At 66.3% G+C, this 19,587-nt stretch carries 15 protein-coding genes and 1 pseudogene; 11 read left to right on the forward strand and 5 right to left on the reverse strand.

The annotated features are described in order from the left end of the window. Positions 1-20 precede the first annotated feature (20 nt). Genes wrbA through EVC45_RS38025 form a run of 4 tightly spaced genes read left to right on the forward strand, consistent with a single transcriptional unit; the run spans position 21 to position 3,546 of the window. The gene (gene wrbA, locus EVC45_RS38010) at positions 21-623 is read left to right on the forward strand and encodes an NAD(P)H:quinone oxidoreductase (protein ID WP_129963262.1); all 603 of its coding nucleotides are present in this window, start codon (positions 21-23) and stop codon (positions 621-623) included. Positions 624-633: 10 nt separating this feature from the next. Continuing rightward, positions 634-1,215, forward strand: a complete 582-nt coding sequence (locus EVC45_RS38015) for a DUF2069 domain-containing protein (RefSeq protein ID WP_129963263.1) — start codon at positions 634-636, stop codon at positions 1,213-1,215. Positions 1,216-1,268: 53 nt separating this feature from the next. Continuing rightward, complete coding sequence (locus tag EVC45_RS38020) at positions 1,269-2,687, forward strand: FAD-binding oxidoreductase (protein WP_129963264.1); 1,419 nt, start codon at positions 1,269-1,271, stop codon at positions 2,685-2,687. Between the two features lie 52 nt (positions 2,688-2,739). Next, a complete protein-coding gene (locus tag EVC45_RS38025; RefSeq protein ID WP_129963265.1) occupies positions 2,740-3,546 on the forward strand; it encodes a metallophosphoesterase in 807 nt (268 codons plus the stop codon). A gap of 59 nt (positions 3,547-3,605) precedes the next feature. On the opposite strand, the gene EVC45_RS45895 is transcribed toward EVC45_RS38025, so the two are convergent. Next, entirely contained in the window at positions 3,606-3,758 is a 153-nt protein-coding gene (locus tag EVC45_RS45895; RefSeq protein ID WP_168991613.1) for a hypothetical protein, read from the reverse strand. 240 nt (positions 3,759-3,998) lie between these two features. Continuing rightward, a complete protein-coding gene (locus EVC45_RS38030) occupies positions 3,999-4,937 on the reverse strand; it encodes a LysR family transcriptional regulator (RefSeq protein ID WP_129963266.1) in 939 nt (312 codons plus the stop codon). A gap of 211 nt (positions 4,938-5,148) precedes the next feature. On the opposite strand from EVC45_RS38030, the gene EVC45_RS38035 reads away from it, so the two are divergent. From EVC45_RS38035 to EVC45_RS38050, 4 genes are read left to right on the forward strand one after another with little or no spacing between them, the layout of a single operon-like run. Further along, the gene (locus tag EVC45_RS38035; protein WP_129963267.1) at positions 5,149-6,864 is read left to right on the forward strand and encodes an efflux transporter outer membrane subunit; all 1,716 of its coding nucleotides are present in this window, start codon (positions 5,149-5,151) and stop codon (positions 6,862-6,864) included. 8 nt (positions 6,865-6,872) lie between these two features. Then, positions 6,873-9,092 (forward strand): FUSC family protein, encoded by a 2,220-nt coding sequence (locus EVC45_RS38040; protein ID WP_129963268.1) that lies wholly within the window; start codon positions 6,873-6,875, stop codon positions 9,090-9,092. After that, positions 9,082-9,282, forward strand: a complete 201-nt coding sequence (locus EVC45_RS38045) for a DUF1656 domain-containing protein (protein ID WP_129963269.1) — start codon at positions 9,082-9,084, stop codon at positions 9,280-9,282. Before EVC45_RS38040 ends, EVC45_RS38045 begins: the two co-directional genes overlap by 11 nt. A gap of 13 nt (positions 9,283-9,295) precedes the next feature. After that, positions 9,296-10,201 (forward strand): HlyD family secretion protein, encoded by a 906-nt coding sequence (locus tag EVC45_RS38050; RefSeq protein ID WP_129963270.1) that lies wholly within the window; start codon positions 9,296-9,298, stop codon positions 10,199-10,201. 20 nt (positions 10,202-10,221) lie between these two features. On the opposite strand, the gene EVC45_RS38055 is transcribed toward EVC45_RS38050, so the two are convergent. Then, entirely contained in the window at positions 10,222-11,823 is a 1,602-nt protein-coding gene (locus tag EVC45_RS38055; protein WP_129963275.1) for a methyl-accepting chemotaxis protein, read from the reverse strand. Positions 11,824-12,302: 479 nt separating this feature from the next. Between EVC45_RS38055 and EVC45_RS38060 the strand changes: the two genes are divergently transcribed. Continuing rightward, complete coding sequence (locus EVC45_RS38060; RefSeq protein WP_129963271.1) at positions 12,303-13,568, forward strand: MFS transporter; 1,266 nt, start codon at positions 12,303-12,305, stop codon at positions 13,566-13,568. A 665-nt stretch (positions 13,569-14,233) separates the two neighbouring features. Then, positions 14,234-16,195, forward strand: coding sequence for a propionate--CoA ligase (locus tag EVC45_RS38075; protein ID WP_129963272.1), 1,962 nt, complete (start codon positions 14,234-14,236; stop codon positions 16,193-16,195). A 32-nt stretch (positions 16,196-16,227) separates the two neighbouring features. On the opposite strand, the gene EVC45_RS38080 is transcribed toward EVC45_RS38075, so the two are convergent. Continuing rightward, positions 16,228-17,022, reverse strand: a complete 795-nt coding sequence (locus tag EVC45_RS38080) for a 5'-methylthioadenosine/adenosylhomocysteine nucleosidase (protein ID WP_129963273.1) — start codon at positions 17,020-17,022, stop codon at positions 16,228-16,230. Beyond that, complete coding sequence (locus EVC45_RS38085; RefSeq protein ID WP_129963274.1) at positions 17,019-19,382, reverse strand: UvrD-helicase domain-containing protein; 2,364 nt, start codon at positions 19,380-19,382, stop codon at positions 17,019-17,021. Before EVC45_RS38085 ends, EVC45_RS38080 begins: the two co-directional genes overlap by 4 nt. On the opposite strand from EVC45_RS38085, the pseudogene EVC45_RS46300 reads away from it, so the two are divergent. Further along, positions 19,381-19,587: pseudogene (locus EVC45_RS46300) on the forward strand (hypothetical protein); the annotation flags it as partial. The gene EVC45_RS38085 and the pseudogene EVC45_RS46300 sit on opposite strands and share 2 nt — an antisense overlap.

Genomic DNA, 19,587 nt, shown 5'->3' on the forward strand with positions numbered 1-19,587 from the left:
CCCGTTCACTGATGAGGCCTATGAAAGACATTCTCGTGCTTTATTACAGCCGTCACGGCGCCACGCGCGAGCTCGCGCTGGCGATCGCGCACGGTGTCGACAGCGTCCCCGGCATGCAGGCGCGTGTGCGCACCGTGCCGGCGATTTCCACGGTCTGCGAGGCGAGCGAGCCGGACATCCCCGCCGAAGGACCGCCGTACGTCGAACTGCGCGACCTCGAAGAATGCGCGGGCCTCGCGCTCGGCTCGCCGACCCGCTTCGGCAACATGGCGGCCGCGCTCAAATACTTTCTCGACGGCACCACGCCGCAGTGGCTATCCGGCGCATTGTCGGGCAAGCCCGCCTGCGTGTTCACGTCGACCGGCAGTCTGCACGGCGGCCAGGAAACCACGCTGCTGTCGATGATGCTGCCGCTGCTCCATCACGGCATGCTGATCGTCGGCATTCCGTACACCGAGAGCACGCTGACCACCACGCAAACCGGCGGCACGCCGTATGGCGCGTCGCATTTCGCGCGCGCGGGCACGGCCGGCCAGGGCATCTCCGCCGACGAACGCACGCTGGCGATCGCGCTGGGTGCACGCGTCGCGCGCACCGCGGCGTCGATGAGCGAAAGGCCGTGAGCGTAAAGCCGTGAACCAACCGCATCCGCAACCGACCGAACGCGACACCGCCCTGCGGGACGCTCGCGGCGCTGAATCCGCGAGCACGAACTCCGATGCCCATCCGAAGGCGGCAACCGAAAGCTTCGCGGCAAACGCATCGGCCTCGGCAAGCCTCGCGCCCGTGCAGCCCAAAGGCGCCGCCGCGCGCCTCGCCACTTTCACGCTCGTCGCGATGATCGTGCTTGCCGTCGCATGGGAATGGTGGCTCGCGCCGTTGCGCCCCGGCGGCTCGCTGCTCGTGCTGAAGGCGTTGCCGCTGCTCTCCGCGTTGCCGGGCGTGTGGCGACGTCGGCTCTATACGCTGCAGTGGGCGTCGATGCTGATTCTGCTGTACTTCGCCGAGGGCATCGTGCGCGGTTGGAGCGATCATGGCTTGAGCGCCCGGCTCGGCTGGCTGCAAGCGGCGCTTGCCGCGATCTTCTTCGCCTGCGCGCTCGCGTATGTCGGGCCGTTCAAGCGCGCGGCGAAGCGAATCGCGAAACGGGCTGCAAACCAGGCCGCAAGCGAGGCGGCCCGGCAGGCTGCTGGCGAACCGCCGCCGCCCGCCTGACAGCCGCCACGCTCCGACACCGTGCCCGCACCTAACACCGCCAACCGCCCCACATGAACCACACCGCTTTCCTCGCCGCCTGCCGCGACGCCGTCGGCGCGGCTCACGTACTGACCGATCCGCACGACACCGCGCCTTTCCTGACCGACTGGCGCCGCCGCTACACCGGCGCGGCCTGCGCGGTGCTGTGTCCGGCCACGTCCACCGAAGTCGCTGCGCTCGTCAGGCTCGCGGTCGAGCATCGCGTCGCGCTGGTGCCGCAGGGCGGCAACACCGGCCTCGCGGGTGGCGCGACACCCGACGCGAGCGGCGCGCAGGCGGTCATCAGCCTGCGTCGCCTGAACCGCGTGCGCGACATCGATGCGCACAACAACACGATCACCGTCGAAGCCGGCGTGATCCTCGCCGACGTGCAAAAGCACGCCGAAGCGGCCGGACGTCTGTTTCCGCTGAGTCTCGCCGCCGAAGGCAGCTGCACGATCGGCGGCAATCTGTCGACCAACGCGGGGGGCACCGGTGTGCTGCGCTACGGCAACACGCGCGAGCTATGCCTGGGCCTCGAAGTGGTGACACCGCAGGGCGAACTGTGGGACGGCCTGCGCGGGCTGCGCAAGGACAACACCGGCTACGATCTGCGCGACCTGTTCATCGGCGCGGAAGGCACGCTCGGCCTGATCACCGCGGCGGTGCTGAAGCTGCATCCGCAGCCGGCCGCACGCGTCACCGCGCTCGCCGCGCTCGCGTCGCCGCATGCGGCGCTCGATTTTCTCGCGCTCACGCAACGCGTCGCCGGGCCGTTGCTGACCGGCTTCGAGCTGATGTCGGATTTCTGTTTGCGCCTCGTCGGCCGGCATTTCGAGCAGATGCGTTATCCGTTCGCCGAACCGCATGCGCAGGCCGTGCTGCTCGAACTGTCCGACAGCGAAAGCGAAGTGCACGCGCGCACGCTGTTCGAGGGGCTGATGGAAACCGCGCTCGAGCAGGGTCTGGTGGAAGATGCCGTGGTCGCGGAAAACCTCGCGCAGTCGCGCGCATTCTGGAATCTGCGCGAGCACATTCCGCTCGCGCAGGCCGAGGAAGGCCTGAACATCAAGCACGACATCGCGGTGCCGATTTCACGCATCGGCCACTTCATCGAATCGACCGATGCGGCGATCGCGCAAGCCGCGCCGGGCGCGCGCATGGTCACATTCGGCCATCTCGGCGACGGCAATCTGCACTACAACGTGCAGGCACCCGAGGGCGTCGATGCGAAGACGTTTTTGCGGCAGTACCAGAGCCCGATCAACCGGATCGTCTACGACAGCGTGGATGCGCATCGCGGCAGCATCAGCGCGGAACACGGGCTGGGCCAGCTGAAGATCGACGAGGCCGCGCACTACAAGCAGGACGTCGAAGTGCGGATGATGCGCGCGATCAAGCAGGCGCTCGATCCGTTGAACCTGATGAATCCGGGCAAGGTGCTACGCTAATGTCAGAAGCCTCCGCGATCCGGCGCGGAGGCGTTTCGCAGGAGTCGCGTCCGTGAAGATTCGCGTGCTGTCCGATCTGCATCTGGAAATGGATGAACCTGAGCTGATCCCGCATGCGCAGGCGGATCTGATCGTGCTGGCGGGCGACATTCACAACCATGGGGCCGGCCCGCGCTGGGCCGCGCAGGCGTTCGACGACACGGTGCCGGTCGTCTACGTGCCGGGCAATCACGAGTACTACGACGGCGAATTTGGTGCGTTAGAAAGCGCGACGCTCGACGCTGCCGCGCAGGTCGACAACGTGCATGTGCTGAACAACGCCGCGTTCGTCGATCCGGAAGGCCGTTGGCGCGTGCTCGGCACGACGCTGTGGACCGACTTCGAACTGTACGGCGCGACGCCCGATGCAATCGAGGAATCGATCGTCGCCGCGTGCAAGGTCATGCTCGATTATCGCGGGCTGATCCAGATGAACTGGCCGCACGACCCGCACGACGCCGCGCGCGATTTCACGCCCGCCGATTCGCTCGCGCTGCACCGGCATGCCCGCGCGTGGCTCGAAAGCGAACTGGCCAAACCGTTCGCCGGCCAAACGATCGTGGTCACGCATCACGCGCCGCATCGGCTGAGTCTGGCTGAGCGATATGCCGAAGACCGCGTGTCGGCGGGCTTCGTCAATCATCTGCCGGAGCTGGTGCGCGCGCCTGTCGCGCTGTGGATTCATGGCCACACGCATACGTCTTTCGACTATGTCGTGGAAGGCACGCGCGTGGTGTGCAATCCGCGCGGCTATTTCGATCGACGCACCCGCCAGTGGGAAAATCCGCAGTTTGCGTGGGACAAAGTCGTCGAGATCTAAAGGGTGCTAATAGCCGGTGCTAACGGGCCGGCTGCATCGGATCCACCCGCTCGCGTTGCTCACTGCTCTCGCCGCTGCGCGTCCTGCGACTCGACCTCGACCGGCACGAGCCGTGGCTGCTGTACGCGCATCCGGCGCAGCAAATCGCGCGACGCGGCGACGCCGATCAGTCCAAACATGACGGCCAAGCCGATCATCAGGTGCGTATCCATGGATGTGTCGTCCTTCAGTGGTTGCGAGGTGCCGAACGGCGGCGAATCCAGCGCGTCCGACCAAAGCGGCGACGCGTGAACGACACGTTAACAAATCGACTGCGCGGCAGAAGTAAAGAAATGTTGCGATGCGGCGTGTGTGTAACAGGGTGTCACGCTGCGAGCCTCGCACCGTGTGCCGCACTCCGCGTGCCGCACTCGGCGTGCCCCACGAACGTCAACGCATGACGAGCACACCATTCAGGTCCGCGCGAACTGGCGCAACTCCTCCTGATCCGCCGCCAGCGTCGAGGGCAACTCGTCGCGCAGGAATTCGACCCACGTGCGGATCTTCGCGTCCAGATACTGCCGTGACGGATAAAGCGCATACAGGTTCATCGGCTGCGACGTGTACTCGGGCAGCAGCCACACCAGTTCGCCGCTGCGCAAACCGCTGATCGCCGAATAGATCGGAATCAGCGCGACGCCCATGCCTTGGGCGACGGCCACGACCATCGCCTCGGCCACGTTCACCTGGAACTTCGTCGCGCCGAGCGACACGACTTCCTCGCCGTTCGGGCCGTCGAAGGTCCATTTGTCCGACGGATATACCGGCGTCACCATCTGCAGGCAGCTGTGCTGCGCGAGGTCCGCCGGGGTTTGCGGCACGCCGTGCCGCTCGAGATACGCCGGCGACGCGCACGCAATGCTGAAAGCGCTGCCGATGCGCTGCGACACGAGCCCCGAATCCGGCAGGCCGGTCGCGAGCGTCAACGACACGTCGAAGCCTTCGTCGAGCAGATCGGGCATGCGCTGCGCAAGCGTCAGTTCGACATGCACGTCCGGGTAGCGCTCCTGGTATCGGCCCACGGCCGGCACCACGTAGTGCTGGCCGAAACTCGTCATCGCGTGAACCTTCAGCTTGCCGGATGGGCGCGCGTGCGCGTCGCTCGCCTCGGCCTCCGCCTGATCCACGTACGCGAGAATCTGCTCGCAGCGCTGCAGATAGCGCTCGCCGGCCTCGGTCAGCGCGATGCGGCGAGTGGTCCGGTTCAGAAGCCGCGTGCGCAGATGCGCTTCCAGATCGGAAACCGCGCGCGACGCGTAGGCCGTCGTCGTATTCAGATGTTGCGCGGCGCCCGTGAAGCTGCCCGCTTCGACGACGCGGACGAAAACGCGCATGTTTTGAAGCGTGTCCATACCTATCCTCTGTCGACCAGTGCTGGCGCTCTAGCCCTTACCCCGGTCCCATGCAACACAGTTGCGAATAATCGGCAGCGATTGTTACACGATCAGCAATGGCAATTATCTCATAAAGCGTAAAAATGCCTTGCATCTTTACCGGTTATTCCGCAATCGATCGAAAAATATAATTGCGCACAAGGTTCTATAGTCAAATTTGGAGGAAATCGTGCAGTCTCCGGTACCCAAAGGGATCGCCGCAGCCGCGGTTCTTACGATCCTATTAACAATCGCCGGGTGTGCAAGTACCGGAGGCGTGGCGCCGCAAACGCACACGATCGATCCTTCGTCGCTCGACGCGGGCAACGCGATCCGCGCCGCCAATGCCGATGCGCAGTGGCCCGCCGCCGACTGGTGGCGCGCCTATAACGATCCGCAGCTGGACCAGTGGATCGCCGACGCGCAGGCCGGTAATCCGAGTCTCGCGGTCGCCCAGGCGCGCGTGCGCGAGGCGGCGTCGATGGCCGGCGTCGCGCGCGCGGCGCTCGCGCCGCAGGTCAACGGTAGCCTGTCGATCCAGCGCGAGCAGTGGCCCGACAACGTGTTCTACGGTCCGGGTCCGCTCGCCGGCGAGCAGTCGTGGAACAACACCGGCACGCTCGCGCTCGCCTATCACCTCGATTTCTGGGGCAAGGACAAGAACGCCGCCGAGCGCGCGCTCGACCTCGCGCACGCCAGCGCCGCCGACGCGCGCGCCGCGCAGCTCGAACTGCAGGCGAACGTCGTGCGCACCTATATCGAGATGTCGATGAACTACGCGTTGCTCGACATCGCGAAAGCTACGCTGCAGCAACAGCAGCAGATCGTCGACCTCGCGAACCGGCGCCTGAAGGGCGGCATCGGCACGCAGCTCGAAGTGAGCCAGGCCGAAACGCCGCTGCCCGAGTACGAGCGCCAGATCGACGCCATCGAGGAGAAGATCGCGCTCGGCCGCAACCGGTTGGCCGCGCTCGCGGGCAAGGGTCCGGGCGCCGGCGACGCGATCCAGCGCCCGACGCTGTCGCTCGCCGCGCCGGCCGGTCTGCCGGCCGCGCTGCCGGCGGATCTGATCGGCCACCGCCCCGACGTGGTCGCGGCACGCTGGACGGTTGCCGCGCAGGCGCGCGGCATCGACGTCGCCAAAGCCGGGTTCTATCCGGACATCAACCTGCTCGCGTCGATCGGCGGCTATGCGGCGATGGGGCCGCTGTTCCAGTTCCTGAAGAGTCCGTCGCATAGCTGGAGCGTCGGTCCCGCGCTGACGCTGCCGATCTTCGACGGCGGCCGGCTGCGCTCGCAGCTCGGCGCGGCATCGGCGGGCTACGACGAGGCGGTCGAGCGCTACAACCGGTCGATCGTGGGGGCGCTGAAGGACATTTCCGACCAGGTGATCCGCATCCGTTCGCTGAGCACCCAGGCCGACGACGCCGACCGCTCGGTCGCCGCCGCTCGCAGGAACTACGATCTGTCGCGCGAGAGCTTCCGGCGCGGCTTGACCGACTATCTGAACGTGCTGGTCGCGCAAAACCAGTTGCTGCGCGCGCAGGAAGGCGTCGCCAAGGTGCAGGCCGAACGTCTCGGCGCGCACGCGTCGCTGATGACGGCGCTCGGCGGCGGTCTCGACGATCCGGCCAACGGTCCGCGGGACAACGAAACGTTGCCGGCGCATGGCAAGGGCAAGAGCGGCTCGACGGCTGCCGGCGACACGCAGGCGGCCGCGAATGCGAACGCAACGGCGCAAGCGGCTGCCGCAACCAGTGCGGACCATCGTACGGCGGCCGATACGACCAGCGCCGCGAACGCAGGCGTCCATGCTGACGTCGCCGCGACGTCGCGCGCTGTCACGAGCACTACCGCGACCACCACCACCGCCGCGCGTACCCCGAACGCGCCCGCGGCCGAGTGAGCAAGGCCATGTCCTCCTCGCCCTCCCCGTCGAGCGCGCGCCCCGCGTCGTTCGCTGCGCTCTACGAAGCCGCCGCCCACTGGGCGCGCACCGACGGCCTCGTGTGGATCTATCTGTTCAAGTCACTCGCCGCGTGCTTCCTCGCGCTCGGCATCGCGATGAAGCTCGATCTGCCGCAGCCGCGCACCGCGATGACCACCGTGTTCATCGTGATGCAGCCGCAAAGCGGCGCGGTGTTCGCCAAGAGCTTCTACCGGATCTGCGGCACGCTGGTCGGTCTCGTCGTGATGCTCGCGCTGATCGGCCTGTTCGCGCAGCAACCCGAGCTGTTCCTGATCTCGACCGCGATCTGGGTCGGCATCTGCACCGCCGGCGCCGCGCGCAATCGCAACTTCCGCTCGTACGGCTTCGTGCTGGCCGGCTACACCGCCGCGCTGATCGGCATCCCGGCGTCGCAGCATCCGGACGGCGCGTTCCTGAGCGCGCTCACGCGGGTCGCGGAAGTGGTGATCGGCATCGTCTGCGCGGGCGCGGTCAGCGGCCTCGTGTTTCCGCAGTTCGCCGGCCTGCAGATGCGCGGCACCGTGCGCGCGCGCTTCTCGGCGTTCGTCGAGTACGTGTCGGCGTCGCTGGCCGGGCGCAACGACCGCGCGCAGATCGAGGCGACCAATGCGCGCTTCGTCGCCGACATCGTCGGCTTCGAGGCCGCGCGCAGCGTCGCCGTGTTCGAAGGCCCCGATTCGCGCATGCGCGGCGGACGCCTCGCGCGTCTGAACAGCGAGTTCATGACCGCGTCGACGCGCTTTCACGCGCTGCATCAGCTGATGAACCGTCTGCGCGACAGCAGCACGCACGGCGCGTCGATTGCGATCGCCGCGCTCGAGCCGTACTTCAAGGAGATCGCGCCGTTGCTCGCGAAGTCGGGCGAGCCGGTGCTGAGCGCGGCCGACGCCGCGCACGCCGCCGCGCAACTCGACACCTACAAGGCCGAGTTGCCGAGACGCGTCCGCGCGACGCGCAGCGAGCTCGAAACGCATCCCGACGCGCCGCTGCTCGATTTCGACACGGCCGCCGAGCTGCTGTACCGCTTCATCGACGACCTGCACGCTTACGCGGCGACCTACGCGTCGCTCGCGGTCGACACGCACGCGCGCGAACGCTGGATCGAGCGCTACGAGCCGAAGACCAACGCGATCGCGGCCGGCGTCGCGGGCCTGCGGGCGGCCATCGTGATGCTGGTGCTCGGCGCGTTCTGGATCGCGACCGCCTGGCCGAGCGGCTCGACGCTGACGCTGGACGCGGCGGCCGTGTGCGCGCTCGCGTCGTCGTCGCCGGATCCGAAGCGCACGGCGTTCCAGATGGCCGGCGGCACGGTGCTCGCGACGCTGATGGGCCTGATCGCGGTGTTCGGCGTGTATCCGCACATCGACGGCTTCGCGATGCTGTGCGTCGCGCTCACGCCGTTCCTGCTGCTCGGCGTGTTCATGACCACACGTCCGCAGCTCGCGGGCTATGGCGTCGGCTATTGCATCTTCTTCTGCTTCCTCGCCGGGCCCGACAACGTGATCCACTACGACCCAAGCTCGTTCATGAACGACGCGCTCGCGCTGGTGCTGTCGATGCTGGTGTCGTCGATCGCGTTCGCGGTGCTGCTGCCGCCGTCGACGCCGTGGCTGCGCAACCGCCTGCTCGTCGATCTGCGCCGCCAGGTGGTGCTGGCCGGCCGCGCGGGTCTGGCGCGCGTGCGCTCGCGCTTCGAAAGCGGCGCGCGCGATCTGATGTTCCAGATCAACGCGCTGTCGCAGAACGAGCCCGAGACGAAGCGCGACACGCTGCGCTGGCTGTTTTCGGTGCTGGAGGTCGGCAATGCGATGATCGACTTGCGCCGCGAAATCGCGACACTGCCCAACGAGCCGCGCTACCACAAAGCGGCGGCGTGGCGCGTCGCCATGCGCGCGCTGCGCGATGCGCTCGCGGCGCTGTTCGAGCGGCCGCGCGAGCAGCACTTCGCGCGCGCGCTCGCGGCGACCGCCGATGCGATCGCGCAGGTGCAGCAGCTGATGGCCGGCTACACACCGTCGCGCGACGAACGCCATCAGCTGCTGCGCATCCTCAGTCAACTGCATTTCATCCGTACCGCGCTGCTCGATCCGCAGTCGCCGCTCGCCTCGGCGATCGGCCCGCGCGCGGACGCATCAGAAGAAGAAGGAGTTCCTCATGCCGCGTGATATCGCCGTGCTCGATGCCTACGTGCCGGCCGTTCTGCTGCTGTTCATCGCGGGTGCCGCGCTGACCTGGCTACTCGATCGCGTGATCGCCTATACGGGCCTGTATCGCGTGGTATGGCACCCCTCCCTGTTCCGGGCCAGCTTGCTCGTGTCCGTGTGCGGCCTTCTCGGCCTCGCCGTTTATCGTTGATCAGAGTCGAAACATGACCATCCGAAATCTTGTGGGCTTCATCGCGACAGCCGTCATTTTCATCGTCGCGATCCTGATTGGCCGCGTGCTGTGGGTCCATTACATGGACGAACCGTGGACCCGCGACGGCCGCGTGCGTGCCGAGATCGTCAACGTCGCGCCGGACGTGTCGGGCGCGATCGTCGATCTGCCGGTCAAGGACAACCAGTTGGTGAAGAAGGGCGACCTGCTGATGCAGATCGATCCGTCGCACTACCAGATCGCGGTCGAGCAGGCGCAGGCCGCCGTTGCCGCGCGCCGCGCCGAATTGCAGATGAAGCGCGACGACGCGCAACGTCGTGCCGACATGGATTCGCAGGTGGTGTCAAAGGAAAGCCGCGAAAACGCGACCCATACCGCGTCCGCCGCCGATGCCGCCTATCAGCAGGCACTCGCCGCGCTCGATGCCGCGAAGCTGAACCTCGAGCGCACCCGCGTCGTGTCGCCGGTCGACGGCTACGTGACCAACCTGTCGGTGTTCCGCGGCGACTATGCGACCGCCGGCGCCGCGAAGCTCGCGATCGTCGACAGTCACTCGTTCTGGGTCTATGGCTACTTCGAGGAAACCAAGCTGCCGCACGTGCGCGTCGGCGATCAGGCCGAAGTGCGGCTGATGAGCGGCGGCACGCTGCAAGGCCATGTGGAGAGCATCTCGCGCGGTATCTACGACCGCGACAATCCGCAAAGCCACGAACTGCTCGCGGACGTGAATCCGACCTTCAACTGGGTGCGCCTCGCGCAGCGCGTGCCGGTGCGCGTGCGGATCGACTCGGTGCCCGCCGACGTGATGCTGGCCGCGGGCACGACCTGCACGGTGGTGGTGCGGCCGGGGACGGGCTCCGCCACGGCGTCGGCGTCCGGGTCGAACAACGCGAGCTGAGGCCCGCGCCGCCGCTCGCTTTACAGCCTGAACTGTCCCACCATCGCCTTGAGCCCGCGCGCCTGATCGTCGAGCGAGCGGGCTGCGGCGGTGGCCTGTTCCACCAGCGCGGCGTTCTGCTGCGTGCCCGCATCCATCTGCGTGACCGCGAGATTGATCGCCTCGATGCCGGCGCTCTGCTCGGACGACGCCGCCGAGATCTCGCCCATGATGTCGGTCACGCGCTTCACGGCCTTCACCACTTCGTCCATCGTCTGACCGGCGTCCGCGGCGAGCGTCGAGCCGTTGCCGACGCGCTCTACCGACGTCTGGATCAAGCCCTTGATCTCCTTCGCGGCGGCCGCGCTGCGTTGCGCGAGGTTGCGCACTTCCGCCGCGACGACCGAAAAGCCGCGCCCCTCCTCGCCCGCTCGCGCCGCCTCGACGGCCGCGTTCAGCGCGAGAATGTTGGTCTGGAACGCGATCCCCTCGATCACGCCGATGATGTCGCCGATGCTGTGCGCGCTGTCGTTGATGTCGTTCATCGTCGCGACCACGCGGCTCACGACCGCGCCGCCCTGCTCGGCGATCTCCGACGCGTTGTTCGCGAGCGTGCTCGCCTGCTTCGCGTTGTCGGCGTTCTGACGCACCGTCGACGTCAGCTGTTCCATGCTGCTCGCGGTGCGCTCGAGCGCGAGCGCCTGCTGCTCTGTGCGTTGCGACAGGTCCAGGTTGCCCATCGAAATCTGCCCGGAGGCGGTCGCGATTGCATCGGCGCTCGACGCGATGTCGGCGACCGTGGTCGCGAGTCCGCTTTGCATGTCGGACAGCGCGAACAGCATGCTCGAACGGTCCTTGCCGCCGAGCGCGATGCGATTCGACAGATCGCCGGCGGCGATGCGGCGCGCGATCTCTTTCGCGTACGCGGGCTCGCCGCCGAGCTGCGCGGTGAGCCGCCGCACGACCCACGCGGCGATGCCGAACGCGAGCACGATCAGTGCAAGCGTCATCACCGCGATCATCACGAACGACGAGTGGTAGATGAAGCCGGACGCGTCGATCGTCGCCTTCGCGGCGGTGCCGCGCTGCGCGACGAGTTCGTCGACGAGCTTTTCGAGCTTGCCGGTTTCGACCAGCAGCGACACGTCCTGGGTGCCGACCTGCCAGTTCATCTGCGACAGATCGAGCGGCTGCGCTTTCACGAGCGTGACGAAGTCGCGCAGATGGCTGCTCCATGCCGCGACCGCGCCGGCGAACGCCTTCTGCTCGCCGAGCGCTTTCGCGTCCGACGTATCGACATACTGCTGGAGCGTGCGCAGTTGCTCGTTGAGACCGGCCAGGCCGCGCTCGATGTCGGCGCCGAGTTCGTCGCGCTCCTTCGCGGTGGTTGCGGTCAGCAGCATCTTTTGCGCGCGGCTCGCGCGCAACATGTGGCCGCGCGCTTCCTCGGCGGCGCGGCTCGCGACGTGGCCCTGGTCGTAGATCGATTGCGTCGAGGCGTTGAGCCGACCGATCTGCAACAGCGAAAACACGCCGATCAGCAGCGTGCCGGCGAGCAGGATCGCGAACGCGATCCGCAGCGTCGCTTTTACCGACAGGCCGTTGAACTTCGGTGCCGCTGCGCTGTGTGCCACTGCTTTCATCATCCCCATCCCCACGTGTCGACGCGCCGGAAAGGTCGGTTCCGGCTCTGCGCTTGTCTCTCCGGGTCTACGGCAGCCTGCATCGCGATCTTGAATGTCGCTCGCTCAGACGGCGGCGGGTCGTGCGCCGCTTGCCGTTCCCAGTCTCATGTTCGACGCGCCGCTTCGTGAGCCGCGCAATCGCGAGCGCTTTATACCGCAGACAAAAAGCCGCCAAAAATGTGTCGGCAGATCGAAACAGCCGATTTGCCTTTCATCGCCGAAGGCGAAGTCATCCGACCCCATGTCCGATTCGCGACAAAACTTGTCCTTACAATTCGCTCCGGCCACATTAAACTTCGCTAAACACTCAAAAAAAGCCGGTTGCCGCGACGAAATGCCGCGGAGCTTCGCGAAACGCGCCCACGAAGCGCGCTGCCCGCCCCGGCTCAACGCCGATTTTTCATATCACCGTTTGCCCGATCTTTTTCTTCTAGCGTATGGAAACGAGCCTCGATAAAAGCGCCCTCGCCGGCGCATCCGCCACGGGGGCGAGCGCGTCCCCGGCCGCCGCCGCGCCGGCGGCCGCGAAGGTGCAGCGCACCGTGTATTCGGTACTCGGTGCGATCAGCTTTTCGCATCTGCTCAACGACATGATCCAGTCGCTGATCCTCGCGATTTACCCGATGTTCAAGGACAACTTCTCGTTGTCGTTCGGGCAGATCGGTTTGATCACGCTGACCTACCAGATCACCGCGTCGCTGTTGCAACCGCTCGTCGGCAGCTATACCGACAAGCATCCGAAGCCGTACTCGCTGCCGGTCGGCATGGGCTTTACGCTGTCCGGGCTGCTGCTGATGTCGGTTGCGCCGAACTTCGGCGTGCTGCTGATCGCGGCGGCCCTGGTCGGCTGCGGGTCGTCGGTGTTCCATCCGGAGTCGTCGCGAGTCGCGCGGATGGCGTCGGGCGGCCGTCACGGTCTCGCGCAGTCGCTGTTCCAGGTCGGCGGCAATGCGGGTTCGTCGCTCGGGCCGCTGCTTGCCGCGCTGATCGTGATTCCGCATGGCCAGCGCAGCATTGCGTGGTTCTCGGCGGCGGCGCTCGTCGCGATCGTCGTGCTGACGCAGATCGGCCGCTGGTACAAGCGTCATCCGTCGGTCAAGAAGGCGCGCGGCCAGGCTGCGCATGCGACGCTGCCGCGTAACAAGGTCATCATGGCGATGAGCGTGCTGGTGCTGCTGGTGTTCTCCAAGTACTTCTATCTTGCGAGCATCAACAGCTATTTCACGTTCTATCTGATCGACAAGTTCCATCTGTCGGTGCAGGCGGCGCAGATCCATCTGTTCGTGTTCCTCGCGGCGGTCGCGGCGGGGACGGTGATCGGCGGGCCGATCGGCGACAGGATCGGGCGCAAGTATGTGATCTGGGTGTCGATTCTCGGCGTCGCGCCTTTTACGCTGCTGCTGCCGTATGCGAATCTGTTCTGGACCGGGGTGCTGACGGTCGTCATCGGGGTGGTGCTCGCCTCGGCGTTCTCGGCGATTCTGGTTTATGCGCAGGAGTTGATTCCCGGGAAGGTGGGGATGGTGGCTGGGTTGTTCTTTGGTTTTGCTTTTGGGTTGGGCGGCGTTGGTGCCGCGGTGCTTGGGCAACTCGCTGACGCTACCAGTATTGCGTTTGTGTATAAGGTTTGTTCGTTCTTGCCTTTGATTGGGGTTTTGACTGTGCTGTTGCCCGATGTCGAAGGCAAGCGCGCCAAGGCTTGAACTCGTGGGAGGGTCGCGCCCTTTCGTTCTTCGCAGGGTGTTGGCCTTTCCTTGTTTTGTTATCGGTCTGTTAGCGTTGCCCCTGTGCGGGGCGGCACCTACTTTCTTTGCTGCTGCAAAGAAAGTAGGCAAAGAAGACAGCTCAAACCGCTAACTCTTAAGCGGGTCCCCCGGTCTACATGAGGTAGTGGTGCATCTGGAATCCGTGCTCCCGCACATTCGGCACCCGTGACAAGGCCGTCATTCCTCCGGCGGCGCTGCGCGCGCCGAATCCCCATTCAAAAACCACTGGTTGTTTCGGCGCATCGCCGAGGCGCAGCCGATGGCTCCCGCTGCGCGGGCAACACCATTGGTTTCCCTGGCAGACCGGTCCGCGACGCACGAAGTGCGCAGTGGGAGCTGATGACGGCTTTGTCACCAGAGCGGAATGTGCGGGGGCACGGATTCCAGATGCACCACTGCCCCTTCCGAGCCAGAGGACCCGCTTAAGAGTTAGCGGTTTGAGCTGTCTTCTTTGCCTACTTTCTTTGCAGCAGCAAAGAAAGTAGGTGCCGCCCCGCACAGGGGCAACGCTAATAGACCAATAACAAAACAAGGAAAGGCCAACAAAGCCAGAACAACGACAAAAAGCACCGCCCCGCACGGGGCACAATTTCCGGCGCACAATGCCACTGGTGCCCCGCCCCCCGCGCCGCCAGGCGCACAACCGAGGATCGCCGCCGATGCCCCGCTACCGCGATTTCCACCGCCGCTCGATCGACAACCCCGAAGCATTCTGGCGCGAAGAAGCCCAACGCATTCACTGGCACACGCCATTCGGCACCGTGCTCGACCGGTCGAAACCGCCATTCGCGCGCTGGTTCGTCGGCGGCCGCACGAACCTCTGTCATAACGCGGTCGACCGTCATCTGGCCGAGCGCGCGCAGCAGGACGCACTCGTCTACGTATCGACGGAAACCGGCATCGAACGGCACTACACGTACGCCGAACTGCACGCCGAAATCAACCGGATGGCCGCGGTCATGCGCTCGCTCGGTGTGAAGCGCGGCGAGGTCGTGCTGATCTATCTGCCGATGATCCCCGAGGCACTGTTCGCGATGCTCGCGTGCGCGCGGCTCGGTGCGATCCACTCGGTCGTGTTCGGCGGCTTCGCGGCGCCGAACCTCGCCGCGCGTATCGACGACGCGAAGCCCGTGCTGATCGTCACCGCCGACGCCGGCGCGCGCGGCGGCAAAGTGGTCGACTACACGCCGCTCGTCGACGAAGCGCTCGCCCGCGCGATGCACAAGACCCCGCACGTGCTGCTGATCGACCGGCAACTCGCTCCCGAGCGTCTGAATGCGCCGTACCTCGTCGCCTACGAGCCGCTGCGCGAACAGTTTTTCGACGCCCACGTGCCGTGCGAATGGCTCGAATCGAACGAACCGTCGTACGTGCTGTACACGTCGGGCACGACCGGCAAGCCGAAGGGCGTGCAACGCGATGTCGGCGGCTATGCGGTCGCGCTCGCGGCATCGATGGAATACATCTTCGAAGGCAAGCCCGGCGACACGATGTTCACCGCGTCCGACGTCGGCTGGGTAGTCGGTCACAGCTACATCGTGTACGCGCCGCTGATCGCGGGGCTGACCACCGTGATGTACGAAGGCACGCCGATTCGCCCGGACGGCGGCATCTGGTGGCGGCTCGTCGAGCAGCACAAGGTCAACCTGATGTTCACCGCGCCGACCGCGATACGCGTGCTGAAGAAGCAGGACCCGGCGCTGATGAAGGCAGCCGATCTGTCGAGCCTGCGCACGCTGTTTCTCGCCGGCGAACCGCTCGACGAACCGACCGCCGCATGGATCTCGAACGCGCTGGACAAACCGGTGATCGACAACTACTGGCAGACCGAAACCGGCTGGCCGATGCTTGCGATTCCGCGTGGCATCGAAGCACTGCCGACCAAGCTCGGCTCGCCGGGCGTGCCCTCGATCGGCTATAGCCTGACCGTGCGCGACGAACTGAGCGGCGAGCCCTGCGCACCCGGCGAAAAAGGCGTGCTGACGCTCGACTATCCGCTGCCGCCGGGCTGCATGTCGACGGTATGGGGCGACGACAAGCGCTTCGTCGGCACTTACTGGGAGAGCGTGCCGAACCAGCAGGTCTATTCGACGTTCGACTGGGGCGTGCAGGACGAGGACGGCTACGTGACGATCCTCGGCCGCACCGACGACGTGATCAACGTCGCTGGGCATCGCCTCGGCACGCGCGAAATCGAGGAGGCGCTGTCGAGCCACGCGGCCGTCGCGGAAGTCGCGGTGGTCGGCGTGACCGATCCGGTCAAAGGTCAGGCGGCGATGGCCTTCGTCGTGCTGCGCGGCGCGCAAGCCGAAGGCGACCCGAGCGAGCGCGCGCGGCTCTCCGCCGAACTGACGATGACGGTCGACCGGCATCTCGGCTCGATTGCGCGGCCCGCGCGCGTGGTGATGGTATCGATGCTGCCGAAGACGCGCTCCGGCAAGCTACTGCGCCGCGCTATCGCGGCGCTCGCCGAGGGGCGCGAGCCGGGCGATCTGCCGACGATCGAAGATCCGGCCGCGCTGCAGCAGGTGCGCGACGCGCTCGGCGACGACAGGAAGGAATAAGCGGACGAACGAGCGGACGAACCCGCGGGCGCTCAGCCCGCGCTGGCCTGCGTGCCGAGAAAGCGCGCGAGGATCGCATTCGAATACGTGCCCGCGATCCCGGTCAGGAACGCCATGAACGAGCCCGGCGCGTGGTCGTCGGCGGTATCGGAGATCGTGCGCACGACCGCGCACGGCACGCCGTACTCGTAGCAAACCTGCGCGATCGCCGCGCCTTCCATCTCGACCGCGAGCGCATCGGGCAGCGCCTCGCGCAACGCCGCGACGGCCGCAGCGCTCGCGACGAACTGATCGCCGCTGACGATCAAACCGCGATGCACGCGCGGCTCGCGCGTACCGAACCGCGCCGCGCAGGCCGCGCCTTCGTCGGCGACGAACTGCTCGCAGGCGGCCGTAAGACGCTCCGCTAGCGACGCATCGGCGGCGAAGCGCGACATGCCGAGCAGCGGCACCTCGAAGCGCGGAAACAGCGGCGACGCGTCGATGTCGTGCTGCATCAGCGTGCTCGCGACGACGATATCGCCGACATGCACATCAACGCCGACCCCGCCCGCGACACCGGTGAACACGATCGCTTCGACATCGAACGCGTGAATCAGCGCGCTGACCGTCGCGGCCGCCGCGACCTTGCCGACCCGCGCGAGCGTGACCACACACGGCGTGCCGTGCACGGTGCCGACGTGGTAATCGCGCTGGCCGTGCGCGACCGTGCGCACGCCCGACTCCGCGCGCATCGCTTCGATCAGGTCGCCGAGTTCCTGCGGCAACGCGGCCAGAACGCCGAGCGGCCGCCGCTCACCGTGGCTGATGTTCAAGGGTGTGCTCATTCGACCGCCTGCAATTTGGCCACCGCCAGCGCCAGCCATTTCTCGCCGTGCCGCTTGAAGCGCACCTGCGCTTTCGCGTCGGTGCCGTTGCCTTCGAGCGCGGTGATCGTGCCTTCGCCGAACTTCGTGTGGAATACCTGTTGACCGACGCGGAAGCCCGTTTCGGCCGCGCGCTGCTCGTTCGCGAACGCGGGTGCCGGCGCGGAACTCACCGCTGCCGTCGCCGCCGCACCGCCGCCGTAACCCGGTCGCGCGAACCAGTCGCGCCCGTAGCCGGCGTTGTCCGAGCGGCCGCCCCAGCGCGAGCCCGCCTCGACCTTCGGCGTGAGCCACTTCAGCGTTTCCTGCGGCAATTCGTCGAAGAAGCGCGAGCGGATGTTGTAGCGGGTCTGACCGTGCAGCATCCGGCTCTGCGCGAACGACAGGTACAGCCGCTCCTTCGCGCGCGTGATCGCGACGTACATCAGGCGCCGCTCTTCTTCGAGGCCGTCCGACTCCATCGCGCTGTTCTCGTGCGGGAACAGCCCTTCTTCCAGACCGGTGATGAACACCGCGGTGAATTCGAGGCCCTTCGCCGCGTGCACGGTCATCAGCTGCACCGCTTCCTGGCCGGCCTGCGCCTGGTTGTCGCCCGCTTCGAGCGATGCGTGCGACAGGAAGCCCGCAAGCGGCGTCATCGTGTCGGGGTTCTGCGCCGGATCGGCGATGCCCGGCGCGTCGAACACCACCGTGTTCGGATCGTCGGTTGCGACCACGAGTTCGGGCGCGGCGCTCGCGCCCGGGCGCAGCGGAATCGAGCGCGCGGGCGTATCGAGCCCGTAGCCCTCCTCGCTGACGAAGGCCGCGGCCGCATTGACGAGTTCCTGCAAGTTTTCGAGGCGGTCCTGGCCTTCGCGCTCGTTCTGATAGAAGTCGGCGAGACCGCTCGCGCGGACCACGTACTCGACGGTTTCCGGCAGGCTCATCTGCTGCGTGTCGGCGCGCATCTTGCCGATGAGGTTCGCGAACGCGACGAGGCTCGAACCGGCTTTGCCGGCGACGTACGGAATCGCCGCGGCCATCGCGCAGTTGTACAGACGCGCCGCGTCGGCCAGCTGCTCGATCGAGCGCGCGCCGATGCCGCGGGTCGGGAAATTGACGACGCGGCCGAACGCGGTGTCGTCGTTCGGGTTGTCGATCAGGCGCAGATAGGCGAGCGCGTGCTTGACTTCCTGACGCTCGAAAAAGCGCAGGCCGCCGTACACGCGATACGCGATGCCCGCATTGACGAGCGTGTGCTCGATCGTGCGCGACTGCGCGTTGCTGCGGTAGAGCACGGCGATTTCGCTGCGCGACAGGCCGGTGTTGATCAGCGCGCGAATCTCTTCGACGATCCAGCCGGCCTCCTGCGAATCGGTCGCCGATTCGTAGACCCGCACCGGTTCGCCGTGGCCCGCGTCGGTGCGCAGATTCTTGCCGAGGCGGCGCGAATTGTTCGCGATCAGCTGGTTCGCGGCATCGAGAATATGGCCGTGCGAGCGATAGTTCTGTTCGAGCTTGATCAGATTGCGCACGTTGAACTCGTGCTCGAAGTCACGCATGTTGCCGACGTTCGCGCCGCGGAACGCGTAGATCGACTGGTCGTCGTCGCCGACCGCGAAGATGGCGTTGTGCTGGCCCGCGAGCATCTTGAGCCACGCGTACTGCAGCTTGTTGGTGTCCTGAAACTCGTCGACGAGGATGTGCCGGAAGCGCGCCTGGTAGTGCGCGCGCAGCGGCGGATTGTGCGCGAGCAGTTCGTAGCAGCGCAGCAGCAGCTCGGGGAAGTCGACGACGCCTTCGCGCTGGCACTGCTGATCGTAGGCTTCGTAGAGCTCGACGAACTTGCGGTTGAAGTTGTCGGTGGCGTCGACGTCTTTGGGGCGCAGCCCCTGCTCTTTGGCGTTGTTGATGAAGTACTGGAGGTTTTTCGCCGGGTACTTTTCGTCGTCGATGTTGAGGCCCTTCATCAGGCGCTTGATCGCCGACAGCTGGTCCGCGGTATCGAGAATCTGGAAGGTGGCGGGCAGCCCGGCGTCGCGGTGATGCGCGCGCAGCATCCGGTTGCATAGACCGTGGAACGTGCCGATCCACATGCCGCGCGTATCGATCGGCAAGAGCGCCGAGAGACGCGCCATCATTTCGCGGGCGGCTTTGTTGGTGAAGGTCACCGCGAGGACGGTCGCGGGGGACGCGAGGCCTTGCTGGATCAGCCACGCGATGCGGGTGATCAGAACGCGGGTTTTGCCGCTGCCCGCGCCCGCCAGGATCAGGGCGGGCTCGTTCGGGAGTGTGACGGCGGCGTGTTGTTCGGGGTTTAGATTGGAGAGGAGGTCAGGCATGTTTTTCGCGGAGCGCAGTTCGGGGGACATTATATGCCCCGGCGGGGGCTGGGCTTTTTTTGGTTCTTCTGGATTGGGGTGGACTTTTTTTTTTGTTGTTCTGGGCTCTTTGGCCTTTCCTTGCTGTGTTATCGGTCTATTAGCGTTGCCCCTGTGCGGGGCGGCACCTACTTTCTTTGCTGCTGCAAAGAAAGTAGGCAAAGAA

Origin of the sequence: Paraburkholderia sp. UYCP14C, from assembly GCF_004197395.1 — a bacterium.
In the GTDB taxonomy this organism is placed as follows: Bacteria; Pseudomonadota; Gammaproteobacteria; order Burkholderiales; family Burkholderiaceae; genus Paraburkholderia.

Bases quoted from the DNA above. Each gene is read 5' to 3' on its own strand.
- EVC45_RS38080 (WP_129963273.1), bottom strand. From the start codon at position 17,022: ATGAGCACACCCTTGAACATCAGCCACGGTGAGCGGCGGCCGCTCGGC.
- EVC45_RS38040 (WP_129963268.1), top strand. From the start codon at position 6,873: ATGTCCTCCTCGCCCTCCCCGTCGAGCGCGCGCCCCGCGTCGTTCGCT.
- EVC45_RS38020 (WP_129963264.1), top strand. From the start codon at position 1,269: ATGAACCACACCGCTTTCCTCGCCGCCTGCCGCGACGCCGTCGGCGCG.
- EVC45_RS38075 (WP_129963272.1), top strand. From the start codon at position 14,234: ATGCCACTGGTGCCCCGCCCCCCGCGCCGCCAGGCGCACAACCGAGGA.
- EVC45_RS45895 (WP_168991613.1), bottom strand. From the start codon at position 3,758: ATGGATACGCACCTGATGATCGGCTTGGCCGTCATGTTTGGACTGATC.
- EVC45_RS38055 (WP_129963275.1), bottom strand. From the start codon at position 11,823: ATGAAAGCAGTGGCACACAGCGCAGCGGCACCGAAGTTCAACGGCCTG.
- EVC45_RS38050 (WP_129963270.1), top strand. From the start codon at position 9,296: ATGACCATCCGAAATCTTGTGGGCTTCATCGCGACAGCCGTCATTTTC.
- wrbA (WP_129963262.1), top strand. From the start codon at position 21: ATGAAAGACATTCTCGTGCTTTATTACAGCCGTCACGGCGCCACGCGC.
- EVC45_RS38030 (WP_129963266.1), bottom strand. From the start codon at position 4,937: ATGGACACGCTTCAAAACATGCGCGTTTTCGTCCGCGTCGTCGAAGCG.
- EVC45_RS38085 (WP_129963274.1), bottom strand. From the start codon at position 19,382: ATGCCTGACCTCCTCTCCAATCTAAACCCCGAACAACACGCCGCCGTC.
- EVC45_RS38060 (WP_129963271.1), top strand. From the start codon at position 12,303: ATGGAAACGAGCCTCGATAAAAGCGCCCTCGCCGGCGCATCCGCCACG.
- EVC45_RS38045 (WP_129963269.1), top strand. From the start codon at position 9,082: ATGCCGCGTGATATCGCCGTGCTCGATGCCTACGTGCCGGCCGTTCTG.